General features: G+C 29.2%; 19 protein-coding genes. 14 read left to right on the plus strand and 5 right to left on the minus strand.

All coding sequences use genetic code 11. The features are described from left to right. Nucleotides 1–49 precede the first annotated feature (49 nt). Nucleotides 50–349 (plus strand): hypothetical protein, encoded by a 300-nt coding sequence (locus RG22_RS00440; protein WP_034039867.1) that lies wholly within the window; start codon nucleotides 50–52, stop codon nucleotides 347–349. A gap of 27 nt (nucleotides 350–376) precedes the next feature. Beyond that, a complete protein-coding gene (locus RG22_RS00445; protein ID WP_034039868.1) occupies nucleotides 377–1,123 on the plus strand; it encodes a tyrosine-protein phosphatase in 747 nt (248 codons plus the stop codon). On the opposite strand, the gene RG22_RS00450 is transcribed toward RG22_RS00445, so the two are convergent. The 4 genes from RG22_RS00450 to RG22_RS00465 are packed head-to-tail and all read right to left on the minus strand — an operon-like array spanning nucleotide 1,120 to nucleotide 7,433. Next, nucleotides 1,120–3,498, minus strand: coding sequence for a GumC family protein (locus RG22_RS00450; RefSeq protein WP_034039870.1), 2,379 nt, complete (start codon nucleotides 3,496–3,498; stop codon nucleotides 1,120–1,122). The genes RG22_RS00445 and RG22_RS00450 overlap by 4 nt on opposite strands. 8 nt (nucleotides 3,499–3,506) lie before the next feature. Next, the gene (locus tag RG22_RS00455; protein WP_034039872.1) at nucleotides 3,507–4,310 is read right to left on the minus strand and encodes a polysaccharide biosynthesis/export family protein; all 804 of its coding nucleotides are present in this window, start codon (nucleotides 4,308–4,310) and stop codon (nucleotides 3,507–3,509) included. Nucleotides 4,311–4,353: 43 nt separating this feature from the next. Further along, the gene (locus RG22_RS00460) at nucleotides 4,354–6,306 is read right to left on the minus strand and encodes a polysaccharide biosynthesis protein (protein WP_034039874.1); all 1,953 of its coding nucleotides are present in this window, start codon (nucleotides 6,304–6,306) and stop codon (nucleotides 4,354–4,356) included. Further along, entirely contained in the window at nucleotides 6,303–7,433 is a 1,131-nt protein-coding gene (locus RG22_RS00465; protein WP_034039876.1) for a DegT/DnrJ/EryC1/StrS family aminotransferase, read from the minus strand. The genes RG22_RS00460 and RG22_RS00465 overlap by 4 nt, the downstream gene beginning before the upstream one ends. 683 nt (nucleotides 7,434–8,116) lie before the next feature. Here RG22_RS00465 and RG22_RS00470 point away from each other — a divergent pair. From RG22_RS00470 to RG22_RS00525, 12 genes are all read left to right on the plus strand, one after another. Further along, complete coding sequence (locus tag RG22_RS00470) at nucleotides 8,117–9,115, plus strand: SDR family oxidoreductase (protein WP_034039878.1); 999 nt, start codon at nucleotides 8,117–8,119, stop codon at nucleotides 9,113–9,115. 19 nt (nucleotides 9,116–9,134) lie between these two features. Further along, entirely contained in the window at nucleotides 9,135–10,415 is a 1,281-nt protein-coding gene (locus RG22_RS00475; protein WP_034039880.1) for a nucleotide sugar dehydrogenase, read from the plus strand. 39 nt (nucleotides 10,416–10,454) lie between these two features. After that, nucleotides 10,455–11,987 carry a lipopolysaccharide biosynthesis protein gene (locus RG22_RS00480; RefSeq protein ID WP_052143570.1) on the plus strand — a complete coding sequence of 511 codons (1,533 nt, stop codon included), beginning with the start codon at nucleotides 10,455–10,457 and terminating at the stop codon, nucleotides 11,985–11,987. Further along, the gene (locus tag RG22_RS00485) at nucleotides 11,987–13,267 is read left to right on the plus strand and encodes a hypothetical protein (RefSeq protein WP_034039882.1); all 1,281 of its coding nucleotides are present in this window, start codon (nucleotides 11,987–11,989) and stop codon (nucleotides 13,265–13,267) included. Before RG22_RS00480 ends, RG22_RS00485 begins: the two co-directional genes overlap by 1 nt. Before the next feature lie 4 nt (nucleotides 13,268–13,271). Then, a complete protein-coding gene (locus tag RG22_RS00490) occupies nucleotides 13,272–14,246 on the plus strand; it encodes a polysaccharide pyruvyl transferase family protein (RefSeq protein WP_034039884.1) in 975 nt (324 codons plus the stop codon). A gap of 38 nt (nucleotides 14,247–14,284) precedes the next feature. Next, the gene (locus tag RG22_RS00495) at nucleotides 14,285–15,400 is read left to right on the plus strand and encodes a glycosyltransferase family 4 protein (protein ID WP_034039886.1); all 1,116 of its coding nucleotides are present in this window, start codon (nucleotides 14,285–14,287) and stop codon (nucleotides 15,398–15,400) included. After that, nucleotides 15,397–16,512 (plus strand): glycosyltransferase family 4 protein, encoded by a 1,116-nt coding sequence (locus RG22_RS00500; protein ID WP_034039887.1) that lies wholly within the window; start codon nucleotides 15,397–15,399, stop codon nucleotides 16,510–16,512. The genes RG22_RS00495 and RG22_RS00500 overlap by 4 nt, the downstream gene beginning before the upstream one ends. After that, nucleotides 16,509–18,119, plus strand: coding sequence for a glucosamine inositolphosphorylceramide transferase family protein (locus tag RG22_RS17160; protein WP_052143571.1), 1,611 nt, complete (start codon nucleotides 16,509–16,511; stop codon nucleotides 18,117–18,119). Before RG22_RS00500 ends, RG22_RS17160 begins: the two co-directional genes overlap by 4 nt. A gap of 43 nt (nucleotides 18,120–18,162) precedes the next feature. Next, the gene (locus RG22_RS00510; RefSeq protein WP_034039888.1) at nucleotides 18,163–19,257 is read left to right on the plus strand and encodes an EpsG family protein; all 1,095 of its coding nucleotides are present in this window, start codon (nucleotides 18,163–18,165) and stop codon (nucleotides 19,255–19,257) included. A gap of 6 nt (nucleotides 19,258–19,263) precedes the next feature. Then, nucleotides 19,264–20,145 (plus strand): glycosyltransferase family 2 protein, encoded by an 882-nt coding sequence (locus RG22_RS00515; protein ID WP_034039889.1) that lies wholly within the window; start codon nucleotides 19,264–19,266, stop codon nucleotides 20,143–20,145. A 93-nt stretch (nucleotides 20,146–20,238) separates the two neighbouring features. Continuing rightward, the gene (locus RG22_RS00520) at nucleotides 20,239–21,333 is read left to right on the plus strand and encodes a glycosyltransferase (protein WP_034039890.1); all 1,095 of its coding nucleotides are present in this window, start codon (nucleotides 20,239–20,241) and stop codon (nucleotides 21,331–21,333) included. Then, nucleotides 21,330–22,055 (plus strand): DUF2334 domain-containing protein, encoded by a 726-nt coding sequence (locus RG22_RS00525; protein WP_034039891.1) that lies wholly within the window; start codon nucleotides 21,330–21,332, stop codon nucleotides 22,053–22,055. Before RG22_RS00520 ends, RG22_RS00525 begins: the two co-directional genes overlap by 4 nt. A gap of 67 nt (nucleotides 22,056–22,122) precedes the next feature. Here RG22_RS00525 and RG22_RS00530 read toward each other — a convergent pair whose 3' ends face one another. After that, the gene (locus RG22_RS00530; RefSeq protein WP_162183627.1) at nucleotides 22,123–24,093 is read right to left on the minus strand and encodes a NosD domain-containing protein; all 1,971 of its coding nucleotides are present in this window, start codon (nucleotides 24,091–24,093) and stop codon (nucleotides 22,123–22,125) included. Nucleotides 24,094–24,256: the final 163 nt, after the last annotated feature.

The following is a 24,256-nucleotide window of genomic DNA, read 5'->3' on the forward strand; positions in this document are numbered from 1 at the left end:
ATTTTATAAATATTGCTATTAAATTTAATTATCAACCAAAATTTTTATTATGCAAAGAATTATAGTTGATTATAAAAAACTAACTCCTGAAGTTTTAAATCTGTTAACTGAGAAATTTCCTGATGGTTACGGAGATGATGATATTATCACTTTTGATAATCATAGAAATGAGACTATTGAAGCCATTGAAATTAAAACACCCGATGCTATTTATTTGGTTAAAGTAAGTAGCAAATTGCATTACACGATGACTAATTTTGATAGTGATAATATTGAACTTAACGATTTAGGTAATGTTGTGGTTGATAATACGATTGAACCCACTATTTTTGATGACGAAGAGGAATAAACTCTTTTTAACTAACCTACTTAAATAATGTTTCATTTTTTTTCTAAGAAAGTATTCCTTAAAGATTTATTAGAAAATTTTGTAGATATGCATTCTCATATTTTACCAGGAATAGATGATGGTGCAAAAAACACTTCAGAATCGATAGATTTAATTAAAGGCATGCAAGCATTAGGCGTTAAGCAATTTATGCCTACCCCCCATGTAATGCAAGATTTCTATCCAAATACTGATGAAACTATTGGTGATGCTTATCAAAACCTATTAGGTGCTTTAGATTCTAAAATACTTTCAGAAATCACAATTAATCCCGCTGCGGAGTATATGCTAGACGACAATTTCCAAAAGCAACTAGATAGGCAAGAATTATTTACACTTAAAGGTAATTATTTGTTAATTGAGATGTCTTATTTTCAACCACCAATTAACTTAGAGGAAATAATCTTTAAAATTAAAACGAAAGGATACTTGCCTATATTGGCGCATCCAGAACGTTATTCTTTTTATCATAATACAAAAGATTATTATAAAAAGTTAAAACAGTTAGGGTGTTTTTTTCAACTTAATCTACTATCATTAAGTGACCATTACGGAAAAAATGTAGAGAAAGCAGCAAATTATTTAATTGAAGAACAATTGGTCGATTTTGTGGCGACTGATGTACATAATGGTATACATATTAAAAAGCTTTCTAATTTAATTCTTAATAAGAATTTAATTAGAAAGCTTCCTGCTATTATTAAAAACACTTGTAATACGTTTTCGGTTATTTAAGCACGTTTTCTGAAAAAACCTTTCTTTTCTTTAGATCCGTAATACCCATATTTTGCACCATACCCAAAATTTGACTGTCTAACATCGTTAACGACAAGCATCATTCCGTTAAGTTTGTTTTCAGCATGTAATTCTTTGGCAAAATTTAAAATACGTGTTTCTGTGTAATCTGCACGTGTCATATAAATAGTATGTCCTGCATATTGACTAAACAATAATGTATCGGTTACTAACATTGATGGTGCAGTATCAACAATTACATAATCATATTGCTCAGATACTTTATCAAAAAGAGGCTTCATTCTATCACTCATTAATAATTCTGCTGGATTTGGTGGGACTTTTCCAGATAACAAAATATCAATTTTATTACCATTAATCTCAAAAGTATTTATAGCCTCACCAACAATTACAGATTTATCAACTAAGTATTCTGTTAATCCTATTTTTGCTAAATCTTGTTTCTTTTGATTATCAAGATCTAAAAGTAGTTTAGGATTTCTAATATCTGCACCAATTAATAATACTCTTTTATCTGTATTAGCTAGTGTTAATGCCATATTCATACTAAAAAAAGATTTTCCTTCACCGTTAATAGTTGAAGTAACAAAAATTACATTATCATAATTTTCTACTTTTCTTGTTCGTTTTATATAATCAAAGTTTGTTCGTATAATCCTAAATGACTCTGATAAAATAGAGCGGTCATTTCTTTGTACTAAAACATTATTACCTTTTACTTTTGGTATCTCACCTAAAACAGTAATGTTTTTAATTTCTTTTTCTAAATCTTCTTTGTTATGAATTTTGGTATCTAAAAGATTCTTAACATAGAAAAACATGAATGGTATTAGTAGCCCTAAAAATATTGCTCCAGCATAAGCGATTTGCTTGTTTGGAGAAATAGGCCCTCCTGCACTATTATAGGCCTCATCAATTATTTTAGCGCTAGGTGAAGTAGCTGTTAAAGAAATTGTAGCTTCTTCTCTTTTTTCTAATAGGTATAGATATAATGATTCTTTTATGCCTCGAGAGCGTTCAATTGACCTTAGTTTACGCTCTTGTCCTGGAACAGAAAATATTTTAGAATTGATTCGTCTGGATTGACTTTCTAAACTTCCTACTTGAATTCTTAAAGACTTACTAGAATTATTAATACTTTGCTGGAGGTCTTGTCTAACACTTGCTATTGTTTGATCTAATTGTAATACTATAGGGTTTTGCTCACCAGCACTTTTTAAAAGTGCTCTTCTTCTTTCAAGTAATTGATTATATCTAGCAGACAACCCACTAATTGCTGGGTCGCCAGACCCTAAATTTGATGGAATAGCACTATATTTTGCGCTCTCATCGCCAAGAGTTTCTTTAACATAACTTAATTGGCTTAATTGCATTTTAACAGCGTCTAGTTGTTGCTCATTAGCTACACTTGAGTTTAAAAACTGTCCAGCTTCAGACGCTACATCTGTAATTTTATTTCCAGTTTTAAACCGCACAATACTATCATCAACATTTACCAAGTCAGAAGCTATTAACTCAACACGTTCATTAATAAAATTTGCTGTATTTTTTGATCTTTCATTTTTATTTTGAATAGTAAAATCATTGTATTCATGTATCAATGTGTTTACTATGTCTTTGGCTTTTTCTATAACAGGATCTACTAAACTTACTTGAACTACCTTAGAAGATTTATTGGTTGGTGCAATAGAAATTCTGTCTTTAAGAGATTCTGCTAAATATTCTGCCTTTATAATATTTATTCTAATAAAACTACCTATGCTGTTTTCAATATTTTCATTTTTCGGAGTTACAATAATACCCCCAAAAGAAGTAGGAATTGTTTCACCAAAAGCATACTTTTTAGGTTCGTTATTTTCATTAATACGATAATTAAAATTTGTAGCGGAAAGAATTTCTACATGAAAATTAAAATTTGTGTTATTAATAATAGAGTCAGATTCAATAAAGTTGACAACTACAGGAGTGTTTTTGTATAATTCTGATTCGTATATTCTACCCTTTACATAATATCTAACGTTTAGGTTTAGTTCTTTTACAATATTTCTAAGAAAACTTCTAGACTTTATTACCTGTATTTCATCTTCAACCATGGCGTCTTCTTTTTCAGAAAAAATGGATAAATCTTTTAAAGCTCCTGCCGAGGAATTATCTTTATCGTCTAAAAGCATTATTTTGGCTACAGCTAAATACTTAGGGGTAGTATATCTTAAATTTACATAAGCTAATCCTAAACATATTATTAAGCTTAAAACAAACCATTTCCATTGCTTTAAATATACAGATAGTGTTTTCTTGAGATTAAAATTAAAATCTTCAGAGTTATTCGATAAATTATTTTGGTTTGAAGTCATTATTAATTCTAATTTCTAGTTACAAATATTAGCGCAGTTGTTAGAATAAAAGAAGTAATACTAATAATGGTTCCTATTCTGGTATCGCCTGACGCACTACTTATTGCAGAATTATTTGGTTCAACATAAACAATATCATTTTGAGTTAAATAATATACAGGAGAATTAAAAACCTCTTTTGTAGTTAAATCTATTCTAGAAATTGTTTTTGTTCCATTAAAATCTCTAATTATTGTAACGTTATCTCTTCTACCTTTTATGGTTAAGCCTCCAGCCATACCTAACGCTTCAAGAATTGATATTCTTTCTCCAGACACTGGATAAACACCTGGAGATCTAACTTCACCGTCAATAGTAATTCTAAAGTTTAAAACACGCACAATAACTACTGGGTCTTTTAGTAATCTTCCCTCAGAGAATTTTTTCTTAATTAATGCTTTAGCTTCTTCTACTGTTAGCCCTAATAGTTTTATTTTTCCCAAAACAGGAAAATCGATGTTTCCATCTACATCAATAAGATAATCTATAAAGCTAGCACCACCTCCACCGCCTCCTTGTCTTACAATGTTATAAGGTTTTGCAGGATCAATAATATTGCCATCGTCAGTAGTAGCTGTTAAAACGGATATATATATGCTTAATATGTCTCCAACCTTTAATTTTGCTGTAAAAGTATCTGTGTCTACTATAGTTTCAAAGTCTTTTGCATTCTGAAAATATACAATATCTTGCTTAGTAACACAGGAATTTAAAAACAAACTAGCTATAACACTTAAAATAACTATTTTGTGTCTTGTAAGGGGTTTAATCATTTTTTAAACGTTTGGGGAAAAGTAATAAAATTTACTTAATATATTAAAGGTTGATATAATTTTTATCAGACCTCTCTTCTGACAAACCTCTAACCTTTTTATAAATTTGTACTCTTTTATCGAATTTTTCGTAGTCAGAATTATTAGATTTATATTCAGGTATTAAATTCTTCATTTTCATTACAATGTTATTGTTTTGAAAACGGTTTGTTATGCATAGCTCTTCAATTTCTGATTTTATTTTACTATATTCTAATTCTCTAGTTTTACTTATCATTATCTTTTTATGGTAAGTAGATAGTGTGTTTTCACCATTAGCTAATAATTCTTCATAAAGTTTTTCACCTGGACGTAATCCTGAAATTTCAATATCTATATCTTCAGGGAATCTTAATCCAGATAATTTTATCATGTTCTTAGCTAAATCGTATATTTTAACAGATTCGCCCATGTCGAAAATAAATATCTCACCCCCTTTTCCCATTGTACCAGCTTCAAGAACTAATTGAGAAGCTTCTGGGATTGTCATAAAATAACGCGTTATATCTTTGTGTGTAAGCGTTAATGGACCGCCATTTTCTATTTGTTTTTTAAATAATGGAATTACTGAACCGTTTGAGCCTAAAACATTACCAAATCGTGTTGTAATAAATTTAGTTTTGCTTTCTTTTTGTAGACAACTAATATACATCTCTGCCATACGCTTAGTTGCTCCCATTACACTTGTTGGGTTTACAGCTTTGTCTGTAGATACAAATACAAATTTTTTCACATCGTATCGAGATGCCGTATCTGCTAGTATTTTAGTTCCGTTTACATTTATCTTTATGGCTTCGTATGGAGATTTCTCCATTAGTGGAACATGTTTATAGGCCGCAGCATGAAAAACCATTGTTGGTTTATTTTCTTGAAAAATACTATCAACTCTTAAACCGTCTCTAATATCTGCAACTATAGCAATGTAGTGTTCTTTTCCATTTTGTTTTAAATCTTGTTGCAAGTCGTACAATGCAGATTCAGCTTGATCTACAAGTATTAGTTTTTTTACATCAAAATTTGCTAATTGTTTTACTAGCTCACTACCTATCGATCCTGCAGCCCCAGTAACTAAAATAGTTTCACCATTAAACTCATTTAATAAATTTGGATTGTCAATTTCAATAGGAGCTCGTCCTAAAAGGTCTTCTATTTGCACTTGTTTTATTTGTTTAGCGCTTAACTCGCCATTAATCCATTTTTCAATTGGTGGCACTTTAGCTATTTTTACATTTAAATCAATTAAACTATCAATTAAGTTTAGCAATCGATTTGAATCTATAGTTTGGGACGCTACAACAATTTCATCTATCGCATTAGATTCTATATATCCTTTTGTAACTTTATTTTTTGAAAAAATTGGAACACCATTAATAGACTTCCCATTCTTTTTCACATCGTCATCTATAAAACCTACAACATTAAATCTTGAGCTTAAGTTACTAACCAATGCATTATATGTTATAATACCTGATTCTCCAGCACCATAGATAAGAACTCTTTTTGAGGATACAAGTTTACATTTTAAATAATTATAAGTCATTTTAAATAATAACCTACTAGCACTAAGTGTTACAAAACTAAGTAATGCATGAGTAACTATTATAGACAATGGAATTGTAAATTCAGGAATTATATTTGTTATTCTATTGAATAAAACAAACACAATAGATAATAAAGACATTAAAGAAACTGATTTAAATAAGTTTACAACATCTGTAAAACCTGTATGTCTTATAACACTTTTAAATGAGCCTATAACTAAAAAGCTAAAAGTAGCTATAACTAATAGAAAAGGGATTTGAAATAAAAATTGATTAATATCAAAGCCTAAAGTGAAATTAAACCTTATAAAATAAGTAGCAAAAAATGTTAGTAATACTATTGTTAAATCTATACCTAAAACCAACCATTTTGAGGCGTATTTTTGTGAATAATAAGAAAAGTAATTTTTTATCATGAGTTTGGGGTATTTTTAATTATGTTTAAAACTCTATCTAAATCGTTTTGAGTTAAATTAGATCCGCTTGGTAAACAAAGTCCATTTTTAAATAAATTTTCAGATGTCCCATCAGTGTAAGACAAGCAATCTTTAAAAATAGGTTGCATATGCATTGGCTTCCATAAAGGTCTAGACTCAATGTCATCTTGTTGCAATGCTAATCTTATCTCTTCACGCAATTCGTAAGAATTTGTTTTTATACAAGTAATCCATCTATTAGAAAAGAATCCTTCTGGTTCATCTAAAAAGCTTATGGTATTTATATTTGATAAATTATCTTTATAATAATTGTAATTATTTCTTCTAGCTTCTACTCTATCATCAATCACTTCCATTTGACCTCTACCAATGCCCGCTAAAACATTACTCATTCTGTAGTTAAACCCAACAGATGAGTGTTGATAGTGGGGTGCATTATCTCGTGCTTGAGTTGATAAAAAAACGGCTTTGTTTTTTAACTCTATGTTTTTTGTTATTAACGCGCCTCCGCCAGAGGTTGTTATAATTTTATTTCCATTAAAAGATAAAATACCAATATCAGACAATGCTCCACATGCTTGATTAAAATAGGTACTACCTAAAGCTTCAGCACTATCTTCAACTACAGGGATATTATATTTTTTAGCAATTTCATTTATTTCTTTTGCTTTATAAGGCATACCATATAAATGAACAGCTATTATGGCTTTTGGTTTTTTATATTTTTCTATTCTATCTTTAATTGCAATCTCTAGTAATTCAGGAGACATATTCCATGTATCAGGCTCACTATCTATAAATACAGGTGTAGCTCCTTGGTACAAAATAGGATTTGCAGAAGCTGAAAAAGTAAAACTCTGACATAAAACTTCGTCCCCTCCTGAAACATCTAGCAATTGCAATGCCAAATGTATAGCAGCTGTACCAGAACTAAGAACAGCAACTTCATTGTTATCTCCTAAATAGCTTTTTATATCATTTTCAAAACCATCAACATTTGGTCCTAACGGAGCTATCCAATTTGTATCAAAAGCTTGATTAACAAATTTTTGCTCTGAGCCACCCATATGAGGTGATGATAAATATATTTTTGTTTTGGTCAACATTCTTTTTTAAATTATTCTTTCAATTTTTTACATGAAAACTTACTAGTAGTTTATTAAACTACCTTATTACAAAGTTTAAAATATATTTTTGTGAATCCCTCACATGTAAAAAATAGAATCATTTTCATAATTTATAGCTCTATAATTGTTGCTTAATAAAAATTATATCTTTAAAAAATTATACCAATCTGTATTAGATTAATATTGAGAGGGTTTTTAGTTCTTTTAAATTTATACTTTTATTAAATCAATATGCTATTAATCAATTCAATTTTTTATTTATGGTGTAAATTTAGTAATTGTTTTAATTTAAAAACCATGACGAGAGGTTAATTCGCTAAAAGAGTAATAAAAATCGGTTAAATACATTAGCGATTTTCGTTGGTAGTAAAACTATGCAGATTGTCGATTTTAAGTTTTGCTTTTTAATAAAAAATTATTTAATTAATGACTTAAATAAGTTTCTATCGTTTTTAACTTTTCAATTAATCCTATTCTTAGGATAGATTGTTAGGATCCATTAATTTTTACATCAAAGCATTTGATTTAATCGATGTTTTTAGCAAAAAAATGAATTTCGTCGGTAAAAACGAGGTATTGACATAAATAGTTAACCATGTTACATTTATTTTTTTCATATTTGCGGTGCTATTAATAATTCAAAAATACACCCCAAATTTAGAATGACAACACAACAATTAAATACATTAGCAGGAAAGAAAGTACTTATAACTGGAGGAGCTGGATTTATTGGTTCTAACCTATGCGAAACTTTATTGCTTAATAATATAAACGTAGTTTGCTTAGATAATTTTTCTACTGGAAAAAGAAATAATATTGAGCCTTTTTTAAATGATAGCAATTTTGATTTAATTGAAGGCGATATAAGAAATTTAGAAGATTGTCATAAAGCCTGCAAAGGTACTGACTATGTATTGCATCAAGCTGCATTAGGCTCTGTACCAAGGTCAATTAACGACCCAATCACAACCAATGATGTAAACGTTTCTGGGTTTTTAAACATGCTTGTTGCTGCAAGAGATGCTGGAGCTAAACGATTTGTTTATGCTGCAAGTTCATCTACTTATGGAGACCATGAAGCATTACCAAAAGTTGAAGATATAATAGGAAAACCTTTATCTCCCTATGCTATTACTAAATATGTAAATGAATTATATGCAGACATTTTTCACACCACCTATAATTTAGATACTATAGGATTACGTTATTTTAATGTATTTGGAAAAAGACAAGACCCTAATGGTGCTTACGCAGCTGTAATACCCAAATTTGTTCAACAATTTATAAGTCATGAATCTCCTGTAATAAATGGAGATGGAAGCTACTCAAGAGATTTTACATATATAGATAATGTTGTACAAATGAACATTAATGCCATAACAACAAGCAACCAAGAAGCATTAAATAATGTATACAATGTAGCTTACGGAGAGCGAACTACGTTAATTGAGTTAGCTACCTTATTAAAAACATATTTATCAGAGTTTGATACCTCTATTAAAGATATTGAAATTAAACATAAAGATAATAGAATTGGAGATATCCCTCACTCTTTAGCTTCTATCGATAAAGCCAAAAAATTATTAGATTACAACCCAAAATACGATATCAGTAATGGTTTAAAAAAAGCTGTTAATTGGTATTGGGAAAATTTAAAATAATTATTATCAAAATATAAAAATGAAGGATATTAAAATTGCCGTTATTGGGTTAGGATATGTTGGTCTGCCTTTAGCACGACTTTTCGCTACAAAATATAATGTTGTAGGTTTCGATATTAATCAAAATCGAATAGACGAATTACAACAAGGAAAAGATTCTACCTTAGAAGTAGAAGAAGATGTACTGCAATCCGTACTAAAAAATAGACCAGATAATAATATTGGACTATTTTGTTCATCAAATATAGATGACATTAAGAACTACAATTATTATGTAATAACCGTTCCAACTCCAATTGACAAAAATAACAGACCAGATTTAACACCTCTTTATAAATCTAGCGAAACTGTAGCGAAAGTTTTGAAAAAGGGAGATATTGTTATATACGAATCTACTGTATACCCAGGAGTTACTGAAGATGAGTGTGTACCAGTTCTTGAAAAAATAAGTGGATTAAAATTCAATGTAGATTTCTATGCAGGCTATTCCCCAGAACGAATTAATCCAGGAGATAAACTACATACGGTAGATAAAATACTTAAAGTTACAGCAGGATCAACTCCAGAAATAGGAAAAAAAGTAGATGCGCTATATGCAAGTGTTATAACTGCAGGTACACATTTAGCTCCAACAATAAAGGTTGCCGAAGCTGCAAAAGTAATTGAGAACTCCCAACGCGATATAAATATTGCGTTTGTTAATGAATTGGCAAAAATATTCAATTTAATGGATATTGACACACATGCTGTTTTAGAAGCAGCAGGTACAAAATGGAATTTTTTACCATTTAAACCAGGTCTTGTTGGTGGGCATTGTATTGGTGTAGACCCATATTATTTGGCTCAAAAAGCGCAAGAAGTAGGCTATCATCCAGAAATAATACTGGCAGGTCGACGTGTAAATGATAGTATGGGACAATATGTCGCTTCTGAAGTCATAAAACTTATGGTAAAAAATGATATTAAGATTAAAAATGCAAAAATTTTAATTTTAGGAATTACTTTTAAAGAGAATTGTCCGGATGTAAGGAATACCAAAGCAGTTGATGTTATCAACCAACTTAAAAGCTACGGAACAAATGTTACCATATATGATCCTTGGGCGAAACCTGAAGAAGTAAAGCATGAATATGGTTTAGAAACTGTTCGAAAGCTACCTCGTCAAACCTTTGATGCTATCGTATTAACAGTAGCGCATAAAGAGTTTCTTAAAGAAGACTTAAAATCATTATTAAGACCAAATGGAATTTTATATGACGTTAAAGGTATTCTTAGTGAAAATGTAAGTGGAAGATTATAACTTTCTACACTTAAATAACTTTAACTAAAACCAACAATTTTGAGTCAATTAAAAAAAGGAGCTTTTTTAAATTATGCAACTATTATTATCACTAATATAGTTGGTTTACTAATGACGCCTTTTATATTAAACCATTTGGGTAAGGACGAATATGGCATTTACTTAACCATTGGAGCACTTGTAGGAACAATTTCCTTGTTAGATTTTGGGTTAAACAACACTATCGTACGTTTTGTAGCTAAATATAAAGCAGAAAAAGACATAGAAGGGCAAGAAAATTTTCTTGCAACCACCATGCTTATATATTTATTTATTTCCGCACTTGTAATCATAATCGGTGTTGTTTTTTATGGGTACATAGACACCTATTTTACTAAAATGAATACTGAAGAAATTGAAATTGCAAAAGTCATTTTTTCTATATTCATTTTTAATCTAGCTATCGGGTTACCAGGGGGATCTCTAACTGGAATATGCTATGGTTATGAAAAATTTGTATTCCCAAAAACATTAAATATTGTACGATATATTCTAAGGTCGCTCACTGTTGCTGCAGTTTTGCTTTTTGGAGGAAAAGCTATAGCTCTAGTGATTGTTGACACTGTGTTCAATATGCTTATTCTTGTAATTACTGGGTATTATGTGTTTAAAAAATTAAATGTTAGAATTAGACTTCACTCCTTTTCAATAAATTTTGTTAAGCATATTTTTAGTTATTCTACATGGATATTTGTATTTGCACTGGTTTCCATATTTCAATGGAAAGCAGGACATTGGGTTTTAGGCAGAATTAGTGCTCCAGAAATATTGAGTATATATGGTATTGGAATTGTTTTGGGGACTTATTATGGTGCTTTTTCAACAGCCATATCTAGTGTTTTCTTGCCAAGAGCTACAAAAATGTCAGTAGACAATGCGTCTGGTGAAGAATTAACCGATATGATGATTAAAATTGGTAGATTATCATTTATAGTACTCATGTTTATCCTAACAGCATTTATTCTTTTTGGAAAACAATTTGTATATCTATGGGTTGGGGCTGAATTAGGTGAAGATGGGAGTTTTCAATCTTGGCTTATTGCATTAATGATAATGGTAGCCTATACGCTTCCTCTAGTTCAAGGCTTTGGAAATTCAATATTAGAGGCGAAAAGTAAACTTAGATTCAAAGCTGTATTATACCTTTCATTCATGATACTTGGTACTATTTTAGGTGCTGCACTAGCTTATAAATATGAAGCTATTGGTATGATGGCAGGTTCTGTAATTGCGTGGATAATTGTTCAAAACGTAATGAATTTTTATTATCACAATACCATAGGCCTAAACATCATCAGGTTTTTTAAGGAGCTTTTCAATAAAACTGTTTTGGTTATTATCATTGCATTAGGTATTGGCTTTTTAATAAACCTAATACCTGGTGTTGGTTGGATAAATTTCTTAATGAAAGCTATTTTATATACCATCACATTTTGTGTGTTAGCATATAATATTGGATTGATAGATTTTGAAAAAGAATTGTTCAGAAAAACATTAAATCCTATCTTTAAATTATTAAAACTAACCAAATAATGCTTAAACTTAAAGATATAAATATTGCTGATGATGGCAAAAAGATACTTTTCGACTATAATACAACAAGTAGTTCGGTTAAAAAGTATTTTAATTCTGATGAGGCTTATTATGCCAAATATGGTGTAAGTGTTAGTGATGTTCCAAAAAGCATTTTAGTAATTCCATTTTTGTCTAATGTAATGCCGATTGCATGGTTTGCAGGTTTTGATGTTGAAGTTCCTGAAATAGACGAACATTTTTTTAATGCACTTAAACTTGTAAAAGAAGAATTTCAAAAACAATTTTCAGATTATTCATTAAAAGGAAATTTAATAGCTAAGCAATTGGTGAAAAACAACATTTCTGATAAAAATACAGCGATGTTATTCAGTGGTGGAGTTGATGCCTATGCTACTTATATCAGAGTTTATAAAAAAACTCCAGATTTGGTTACCATTTTAGGAGCCGATATTGAAATTGAAGACAAGTCACAATGGGACGCATTCACAGGTTTTGTGGAAAACGAAAAATTACTTCAAGGGAATCAAAAACAATACATAGAAACCAATGTTAGAACTTTTTACACCTACCAAGTTGAGTTGCTGCTTAAAGATATTGGTTGGTGGGGAAAAGTACAACACGGTTTATCATTAATTGGTGTACTTGCTCCGCTTTCATATATAAATGGATACAGCAATATTTATATAGCTTCTTCTTATACTGAACAAATTGATATTGCTTGGGGATCTACGCCTCAAATTGACGAAAAAATTTCATGGGCATCAATACAAGTCTTTCACGATGGTTATGAACTAAAACGACAGGATAAAGTAGATTTAATAACTAAATTTTCTGCAGGTAAAGATACAAATTTTAAACTTCGTGTTTGCTACTCAGAATTAAGAAGTGAGTTTAATTGCAGTAAATGTGAAAAATGTTATAGAACCATTTTAGGGATTATTCTAAATGGTGGTAACCCAAACGAATATGGTTTTAATGTTGATGAAAATGTATATCAAAAAATGTTCAAACTACTAAACTACGGAAGTGCAAGTAAAGGGATGCAGTATTTTTGGTGGGAACTTATGGAGAAAGCAAAACACAGTAAATCAATTTATATTTTTAACGATAAGCTTACAGAAAACAAACAACTTGAAAGAATTAAAAACGGTGAAATACACGAAATATTAGAACGTAAAATAAATAATCCTAAACGATTTACTGAAAAAGTCAAGTTTATTTTAAGAAATCGTTTTTCTAATATTTATAATTTATATAAAAAAATAAGATATTCATAAAATCATGAAATACGGACTACTAAAATACGACGAGAACAAGCGTTTTTTTAATGTTGGAGATAATATTCAAAGCCTTGCTGCTAAACAATTTTTACCTCAAACAGATCTTCTTTTGAACAGAGAAAAACTAGCTGATTATAAAGGAGAAAAAGCGAAGTTGATAATGAATGGTTGGTTTACCCACAATATTCATAATTGGGTACCATCAGAAGATATCGACCCTTTATTCGTGTCTTTTCATATGAATAATACAGCTGCACCTTTTATGCTGAGTGATAAAGGTATAGCCTATTTAAAAAAACACCAACCTATTGGATGTAGAGATCAATTTACAGCAGATACACTAAAATCAAAAGGTATAGACGCCTATTTCTCTGGTTGTTTAACTTTAACTTTAGATAGCTATAAAGTTGATGATTCAGAAAGAGGTAATGACATTTATATTGTAGATCCGCTTTATAACTATCCTAAAAAAGGAAAAGTGTTTTATAATTTTAAAGCATTCATAAGAAGTGTTCTAAATGGCAAACTATTTCTATTGGGTAAAAAAAATAAGCATATTAAAAAAATTATTGATAAAGGGTTACTTGAAAGTGCAATATTTATTAATCAAGAGCCACCTGCAAATAAATATACTCATGAAGAAAAATTTGAAATGGCAGAAGATTTATTAAAAAAGTATGCACGAGCAAAATTAGTAATTACATCTAGAATTCATTGTGCGCTCCCTTGTTTGGCATTAGGCACTCCTGTTATTTTTGTTAACGGTTTTGATAGTTTTGTTGATTCTTGTCGATTCGATGGTATTTTAGAGTTATTCAATCGTATTGACATAGACAGCAAAACAGGAGAATATACAGCCAATTTCGATTTAAAAGGTAAAATTGATAAAAATACAATGGTAAGAAACTTTGGTTTACATCATAAATTAGCAGAACCGTTAAAAGAAAAATGCAAAAAATTTTTACAGACCAAATGAGTTTTTAATACAAATAACGCCTAAAGCATAACCTACGAATGAGTAACATACTATATATTACAAATAATTTAAGTGGTTCAGGAGGATTGGAGAGAGTTCTTTCTATAAAGACAAATCACTTAATTAACAACTATGGTTACAACATTCATATTGCAATAATTTCTGGCGATTCTAAAAATCTTTTTTATGATTTTAATGATAAAATAAACTTTCATAAATTAATAATAAAGAAAAAAAAATACTTATTCTTTACCTTAGATTATTTCAATAAAGTAAATAATTTAATTAAAACCATTAATCCACAAGTTGTTTTAGTTTGCGATGATGGTATAAAAGCTTTTTTAGCACCTCTATTTATAAATAATAAAGTTCCATTAGTATATGAAAGACATGCATCTATTAACCTGTTAAAAAAATCAAGTTCTAACAGCATAATTGAAGCTTTCCGTTTTAATTTATTGAAATCATTTATGGTTTTTACAGCTAAATTTTATAATAAATTTGTTGTTTTAACTAAAACTAATTTAAAAGAATGGAATAACAAAAATTGTGTTGTAATTCCAAATCCTTTGTCTTTTTATCCAAACAATGTTTCTAATCTAAAATCGAAAACAATAATAACTGTTGCTAATCATGGTTTTCAAAAAGGTATAGACAGGTTGTTACTTGCATGGTCAAAAATACATAAAACTATTCCCGATTGGGATTTAAAAATATACGGGCTTAAAGATAAAGACAATACTTTTGAAAAAATGGCAAAAGAGCTGAATATAAGCGATTCTGTTAATTTTTTTAATCCAACAAAGAACATTATGGATAAATACCTAGATGCTTCAATTTATGCTCTTCCATCTAGATCTGAAGGCTTTGGAATGGTGCTAATTGAGGCTATGGCTTGTGGTTTGCCATGTGTTTCTTTCGATTGCCCTAGTGGTCCAAAAGACATTATTGATAATAATAAAAATGGATTTCTAGTAGATAATGACGATATCAATACATTTGCAAATAAATTAAGAACACTAGCTATTGACTACGAACTTAGAAAACAAATGGGTGAAAATGCCCGAAAAAAATCGGCTGCATATTTGCCAAAAAATATTGTACCCAATTGGCATACTCTAATTCTTTCACTCCTAACAAAGCGAACAGCATGAAAATTGTATTCTATACAGACCAGACTTATCTTCATGGAGGGATTGAAAAAGTAATTTCTTTAAAATCAAACCACTTATCTGAAATAGAAGGTGTTGAGGTTTTAATACTTACAAATGAGCAAAAGAAAAACAAACCTTGCTATTATTTTGACAACAAAATAAAGCATATTGATTTAGGTATTAATTATAACAGAAAAACAAGTAATTTAACTTTCGAAAATATTTTTAAGGTATATAAGAATTTCTTGAGAATAAGAACCTTTTTAAGGAAAAACAAACCCGACGTATTAGTCGTTTGTAATTATAATTTTGATTATTTCTTTTTGCCTTTTCTAAGAAAGAAAACACTTAAAATTAAAGAAATTCATGACTCTAGATTTTACCCACTACTGAGACGTAAAGCAAATAAATCAATAATAAAAAAAGTTATTTATAAAATTAGTGATTGGATTGAAAGTAAATATAACTACGTAGTAGTTTTAACCTTAGATGAAAAGAAATATTATAAAGGCAAAAATGTTAAGGTAATACCAAATTTTATTCCTAATAAAAAAACTTTTAGCGTTACTAATAAAAAGGAAAATGTAGCAATAAGTGCTGGAAGAATTTCTCCAGTAAAGGGTTTTGATCAATTGATAAATGCGTGGAAAAGTGTAGCTAACAAACATAATGACTGGCAGTTACATATCTACGGAGAAGGTGAAGAAAATTACGTAAAGTATTTAAGTAATTTAATTACAGATTTAGGTCTTTCAAATTTCATAAAACTAAAAGGAAGCACTAGTAAATTACAAGAAAAGATGAATGATGCTTCTTTTTATGTAATGTCTTCTATAACAGAATGCTTCCCAATGGTACTTCTTGAGTCAATGCAAGTTGGGCTACCAATTATATCATTTGATTGTCCTCATGGTCCAAAAAACATTATAACTGATAAAGTAGATGGAATTCTTGTTGAAAACAAAAATTTGGAGCTACTGTCAAAAGAAATAAATTTTTTAATAGAAAATCCTGAAATAAGAAAAGAATTTGCTAAAAATGCTCAAATCAATGTTAAGAGATTTGACGAGAATTTAGTGATGAATGACTGGATGAAATTGTTTGTCTCATGATGAAGAATAAAAAAATAAAAGCAAGTTTTATTGTTGATGACAATTCAATTGAGTTTTGGAAAATTGAATCTATTAAAAAACTATTAAAAAATGAAAAGTTAATAGTTGACAAAATTTATTTAGTTACCAACCTTAACAAAACAAACAAAGACAAAAGAAGTAAACTGTTTTTAGCATTATACAAGATTATTTTATATTTAGAAGTAAAGCTTTTTAAGCTAACCCCAAAAATTATTTCCAATTTTAGTTTATACGATTTTATTGAGTTTAAAGATAAAATTAAAAAAATAAATATCAATGATTTTAATGATTTAGCTAGAGAAAGCCATCAAGATTTCTACATTAACTTTACATCATTATCTAGCAATAATTTCAAAAAATATTTTCAAATTAAAAATGTTTGGTCTGTACTAGCAGGAACATCAGTGTTTAGTAATGATTTTCCTGGGTTAGAAGAAGTAATTGAGCAACATAATACTTTTAGAATATCTATAGTAAATAAACAAAGTAAAGATTCTAATAAGATTAACATATTGCAAGAGTCTTATTCTAGAGTCGATAAAACACATGCGCTAAGAACCATGTGTTTTGCGTATGCAAAAATCCCAAATATGCTTAATAAAAGCATAAACTGCCACTTAAATTCTTGTATTGAAAAAGATACTGAAGAGCAAGAAATTTACCTAAAGAAAAAAAACAAAAATATAATACTTTACACTTGTAAAATTTTGCTAAAGTATATTAGGAAAGTGACTAAAAAAATTAATAGTTTTTTCTTTATAGATCAATGGATACTATTATTCCAAATAACGAATAGTGAAAAAAACAACAATAATTTTAACTTTAGCACATATAAGGAAATTCTACCACCATTGGATCGAATATGGGCAGACCCCTTTGTTTATGAGAAAAACGGAATATTTCATATTTTTATAGAAGAAATGTTAATTAAAGAGGGAAAAGGCTATATATCACATTTTACAATAAATAAAGAAGGCGTTTATACAAAACCTCAAAAAATAATTGAAGAAAGTTATCATTTGTCTTATCCATACCTTTTTGAAGATAAAGGTTATTTATATATGATTCCTGAAACAAATAATAACAAAACAGTTTCTCTTTATAAGTGTACAGACTTTCCTTATAAGTGGGAGTTTGAGATGCACTTAATAGAAGATATTGATGCTAATGACACCTCTTTATTATTTAAAGATGGTATGTATTGGCTTTTTACAAACGTAAGAACAAATCGTTTTATGTCTTGTGATGATGAGTTACATATTTTTTATTCTAAATCTCTTCTAAGTAAGTCATGGCAATCGCACATACAAAACCCTGTAGTATCTGATGTTAGATACTCCAGACCTGCTGGTAAATTATTTTTACAGAATAATAATATGGTAAGACCCGCTCAAAATTGTTCAAAACATTATGGATATGGGCTAAATTTTCAATTGATTAATAAATTAAATCCAAATGAATATTCTGAAGTTGAATTTAAAAAAGTAAAACCCAATTGGTCAACTAAAATTAAATCTGTACATACTTTTAATCAATCTTTTAATTTATCAATAATTGATGCCCAAAAAAGAAGGTTTAAATATTGATTAAGAAATTAAAAAACAATAATGATAAGATAATATTAAATAAGTGATAGACTTTATACCATTACAACACTATTTTGAGCTTTACTTGAATGTATTATTAATATTCACACTTTTGTGTTTTTTGCATTCAGCAGCAGTACCTATTTATAGTAAAAAAAACCTGTCATTTACACATTTTTCTGGATACTTTTTGTTTATTTCAATTGTTTTATACTTAGGATTAAGACCTATAAGCGGCAAGTATTTTGGTGATACAAATACATATGCAGCGTATTTTGTAAACTATGCCTATGGTATGCCTGTAACAACTACAAAAGACATACTTTTTCACGTTTTTATGAAATTCTGTTCCCCTTTCATGAGTGTGCATGTATTTTTTACATTATGCGTGTTTCTATATGTTTTTCCCTTATATAAAATTTCAAAAGAATTATTTAAAGAATATTGGTTTTATGCTTTATTCATGTTTATAATATCTTTTTCATTTTATTCATACGGAGTAAATGGAATTAGAAATGGTTTAGCAACTTCTTTCTTTCTTTGGGGTGTATGCTACAATAAAAATAAGGTTCTCTTAAGTTTGTTTTTTATTCTTTCTATTTCATTTCATAGCAGTATGTATTTACCTGTAATAGCATATATAATTACATATTTTTATAATAACCCAAAATATTTTTTATATGGGTGGTTATTATGTATTCCTCTTTCTCTTGCTTTAAGTAGTGTATGGGTTTCTCTTTTTAGTAGCTTAGGATTTGCTGATGAAAGACTTGCAGGTTATCTAAGTTCTGAAATGGAAGAAGGCACTTTTTCAAACACAGGTTTTCGTTGGGACTTTCTATTTCTTAGCTCATTTGCAGTTATAGCTGGATGGTATTTTATTTTCAAAAAAAATTATAAAGACAAGTTATATTTTCAACTTTTTAATACATATTTACTTTGCAACGGGTTTTGGATATTGGTTATAAAAGCTAATTTTTCAAATAGATTTGCTTACTTATCATGGTTCATGATGGGTTTAATTATCATTTACCCGTTCCTTAAACAACGCTTTTTTAAAAATCAACATTTAATAATAGCTAAAGTAATGCTAATTTATTTTATGTTTTCTTATCTATTGTACTACTTTTATATATAAATTAATATGAAAACACTAACCGTTTTTACCCCAACATATAATAGAGCTTTTTGTTTAGCAAATTGCTATAATAGTCTAGTAAGACAAACTAATAAGGATTTTAAATGGCTTATTATAGACGATGGCTCTGAAGATGATACCGAAGCCCTTGTGAATTCTTGGATTTTAGAAGATAAAATTGAAATTAAGTACCACTACCAAGAAAACCAAGGCATGCATAGTGGTCATAATGCTGCTTATAAAATTATTGATACTGAGCTTAATGTTTGTATAGATTCAGACGATTTTATGCCTGATGATGCTGTTGAAAAAATTTTAAGCATTTGGAATAATCGCGACCGTAACAAAAACTTAGCTGGCATTATTGGTTTAGATGCCTTTAAAGATGGTACTATAGTTGAGAAAATACCTGGGAAATTTAAATATGCTACACTTAGTGAACTCGAGGTTGAAAACAAAATAGGAGGCGATAAAAAAGTGGTTTTAAGAACTGATGTTGTAAAAGAGTTTCCCCTCTACCCTATTACTAAAGAAGAGCGGTTAGTGCCTTTGGGCACACTCTATTTAATGATTGACCAAAAATATCAATATATATGCAGTAATGAAGTCTTTTGCATTATAGAATATCTAGAAGATGGTTCCTCGCGAAACATAATGAGACAATACAAAAAAAGCCCTAATGGTTTTCTGTATTCTAGAATATTAGAAATGAAATACTCTAAAAGTTTTTCATATACATTTTCAAGAGCAATGCACTATATATCTTCATGTATATTTTTAAAAAAATGGTTTTTCACTTCTGAAAATCCAAAAAAGGGTATAACATTATTAGCATTACCTGCTGGTATTCTGTTTCATTTATACATACTCTACAAAATTAGAAAATGAAACCTTTATGACTAAAGATTTAACCATACAGAATAATAATAATAATTATATGGATACTACATGTGGCCATAGAAAAGGAATAATTATAAGCACATGAAAATCCTTCATATTATAAATAGTTTAGATACAGGAGGTGCAGAAAAGCTTATTCTTGAAAGCCTTCCTTTATTTAACAAGAAAAATGTTCAAACAGATTTAGCGGTTTTAAATGGTAACGAATACCCGTTTTTAAAAGCCCTAAAAAAACTTAATTGCTGCAAAGTAATTTCATTGGGAAATAAAAGTGTTTATAATCCGCTTTTAATTTTTAAAATCATTCCGCTTTTAAAACATTACGACTTAGTGCATGTGCATATTTTTCCATCATTGTACTGGGTGGCTTTGGCTAAAATAATTAGTTTTTCAAAAATCAAATTGGTTTACACAGAACACAGCACATCAAACAAACGAAGAAAAAAGTACATCTTTAAAATAATCGATAAAATCATATACAGTTTCTATTCAAAAATTATTACCATTTCACCAGAGGTTAATGATAAAATAAAAGCGCATTTGGGGTTTAAAAACGAACGGTTTGTTTTGATTCAAAACGGTATTAATTTAAATACTATTAAAAACACAAAACCAATTGCTAGGGAAGAGGTTTCTCCAAATTTGGATGAGACTTTTTCAATAATAACCCAAGTATCATCATTCAGATATCCTAAAGACCAAAAAACAGTTATAAAATCTTTGATACAATTAGAAGATAATGTGGTTTTGGTTTTGATTGGTGACGGGCCACTACGAAGTGAGTGCAAAGATTTAGCCAAAGAAATAGGAGTTTCTCATAGGGTATTCTTTTTAGGCATTAGAATGGATGTTATAAGTATCCTTAAAGCATCAGATATTATTATTTTATCATCACACCATGAAGGTCTTTCACTTTCTTGTGTTGAAGGTATGGCTTCAGGAAAAGCATTTGTTGCTTCTGACGCTCCAGGTTTAGGTGACATTGTTAGAGGTGCTGGAATTTTGTTTCCGATTGATGATGATGATACCTTAGCAAAAGAAATAAATACATTACTAACAGATAAAGTACATTATAACAAGGTTGTTTCAAATTGCCTTGAACGAGCTGAAGATTACAGCATAGAAAATACCATTGAAGAAGAAATTAATTTATACAAATTGCTATTAAAAAAATGAAATATTTAATTCGATTAGATGATGCTTGCGAAACCATGAACTGGGAAAAATGGCTCAGAATGGAAGCATTGTTGGATAAATACAGTGTTAAACCTTTAATAGCTGTTATACCTAATAACGAAGATGATATGCAAAAAATAGACCCACCAAGAAGCACATTCTGGCAATGGGTTAAAGCTTTAGAGCAAAAAGATTGGGAAATCGGACTTCATGGCAACGATCATGTTTACAAAACTACCGAAGGAGGTATTAATCCAATTCATAAAAGATCTGAATTTGCAGGTTTAACTTTAGTTGAGCAAAAAGATAAAATAAAAAAAGGTTTTGAGAAATTTAAATCTGAAGGATTTAACCCAAGAATATTTGTGGCACCAAGCCATACTTTTGATTTGAACACTTTAAAAGCTTTAAAAGCTGAAAGCAGTATTAATATAATTAGCGATACACTTGCTTTTAAGCCTTATAAAAAACATGATTTTATTTTTATTCCACAGCAATTAGGATCTGCAAGATTTGTGTTTTTACCAGGTGTTTATACTTTTTGTTACCATCCTAACACCATGAATGATAATGCTTTTAATCAATTAGAAGTATTTCTTAAAAAGCACAATAGAAAGTTTTCAAATTTCAAGGATTTAGACTTAAATCATGTGAATTCTAAATCTATATTTGATAAACTTCTATCATTTACTTATTTCCAATTTAGAAAAGTTTTTAGGTAGAGAAATGGCTTATAATAAAAAAGGAAGCCAATTGGCTTCCTTTTTTATTATAATTAGGTTATGAAAATTAATTACAACTATTATTAGTTACATTAATATTTACTAAACCAGAAGTTTGATAAGTACATTGCCTATTACCTGTAACTGTTATATTATTACTTATAATATCTACGTTATTGCAACCATTTAATATTTCAATACCATGATTAGAACTTGCATTTACTGTATTTCCTGATAAAATCATAGATTCCGCATTAATTAAACTAATATACTCAGAAGTATTGTTAGTAAAATCCATATTTTTTGATCTGCTTAATGTTATTTTCGAATTCTTAAAATCATTATTATTAATAACAACTTTATTATTTTCTTCACCAGCATTGTTATTTACCATAACCATTTTTATACCTTCTCTACCTGTTCTAATAAATTCATTTTCATAAATATTTATGTTATCCATAGTAGTAACATTTCCAAAAATACCAACACTGTTACTTAAAGTACTTTCAAACGTATTATTATAGAAATTCATATTTTTTATATTTTTAGGCTGTATTCCTGTAACAAATTCTTTTATGTTATTGTCGTAAATTTCATTATCTCTGGTGTATACCGCTATACCAACAGTATAACCACTAATAGTGTTACCAGCAATAACGTTGTTTGAAGCACTTTTAGAATCTGGATGACCCGTAGTAATCCCTGCGCCTGTTGGATCATTAGGATTAGCCGTTATTACATTGTCTAAAATTTTAACACCAGATCCATCTGCTATTGCTATACCACCTTCAGTAGTATTGTTTTTTATTGTAACATCTTGTCCAATAGCCACTATAAAAGCTCCATATTTACTGCCATTTTCTGTATTATTGCTAATAGTAATATCATAAGCTTTTTCATACAAAAGATAGCCGGTTTCGAAAGAACCACCTCTAACAGCCTCAACATCTAAAGCAAACCCAGGCGCTACTCCTGGATCGTTTGGATGATCAACTCCAGCATTCAAGAACGTATTACCATCTATTAGCATATTAAAACCATCAGTAATGGATATATTATTTCTTCTATTATTATCTAGAATACAATTAGTTACTTCTATATTATTAGCAGGTATATATCCTGCCTCAAATGTAAAACCTAAACTATTGATATTAATACCATCTCCGGTGCCATCAACTGTAGTTACACCGTTAATCTTAACATTATTAGATCCATGAATCTGTATTACATGCCCTGAGTTACCTACTTTATTACTATCATCATGTTTAGCCCTATCTCCGTATAAATTACCACCTTCAATAGTAACATTTGATTCATCACGAATTGCTAGTAAAACATAATCATTATTACCATTTGGTTGTACTCTTAAATGTGTATTTTCAGTCATTTCTAAAGTAAAATCTGAAGGCACATTAATAGCTTCTTCTGAGGGGTAGAAATTTTGGTTGCTTGTTGTGCTTGTTACTTTACTAACCTCAAAATAGGCATCCATTTTATCAATCTTTAATGTTTTAATACCCAGCTCTTTAGCCATAAACATTGTTGATTCTAATATGTCATTATTTTTTTGTGCAATGGCAGAGGTTGTTTCTCCTTCAACAATTCCCCATCTGCTAGGATCAAAATTAAATACTGGATCTTTAAGCTGAGGTGTAGAACCACCTATAGTTAAAGTAGCATTTAAAAAATTACCATCAAAAGTAGAACCTCCTGAGAAATTAATAGTTCCGTTAATTATATCTCCACCTTCGTAAACAATAGTTACATTTTCAGGAAGGGTAATTGTTTGTCCTCCTAAATCTAAAACACAATTTATAACAACTGTTGAGTTAGCTTGTATATCATTTAATGTAAAATCGCAAGGTAAACTGGTATCTACTGCTGTTGGTTCATCAGGTGTATTGGTGTCATCAGTATCTGGAGTGTCTTCTTCTACTACTTCTACTACGGATTCTACAAATAATTCTTCTTTGTTACAAGACATCATAGATGTCATTAATAATAAGGTAAATAGAAAGGTTTTCATAATCGTTTTCATAATTGTTTTGTTTTGGGGCATTAAAATCTTCTTCAATAATAATTTTTTTTTCAATAAAATCGTTTAAGTGATTAATTTTTTCGATAAAATACATTAAACAAAATACATGTATTCGATAAAATGCAATTTTAAACGATTAAGTGGTTTTTAGAATTTATAATTA

The sequence above is a fragment of the Wocania ichthyoenteri Th78 genome (assembly GCF_000789235.1).
GTDB classification, from domain to species: Bacteria; Bacteroidota; Bacteroidia; order Flavobacteriales; family Flavobacteriaceae; genus Wocania_A; species Wocania_A ichthyoenteri.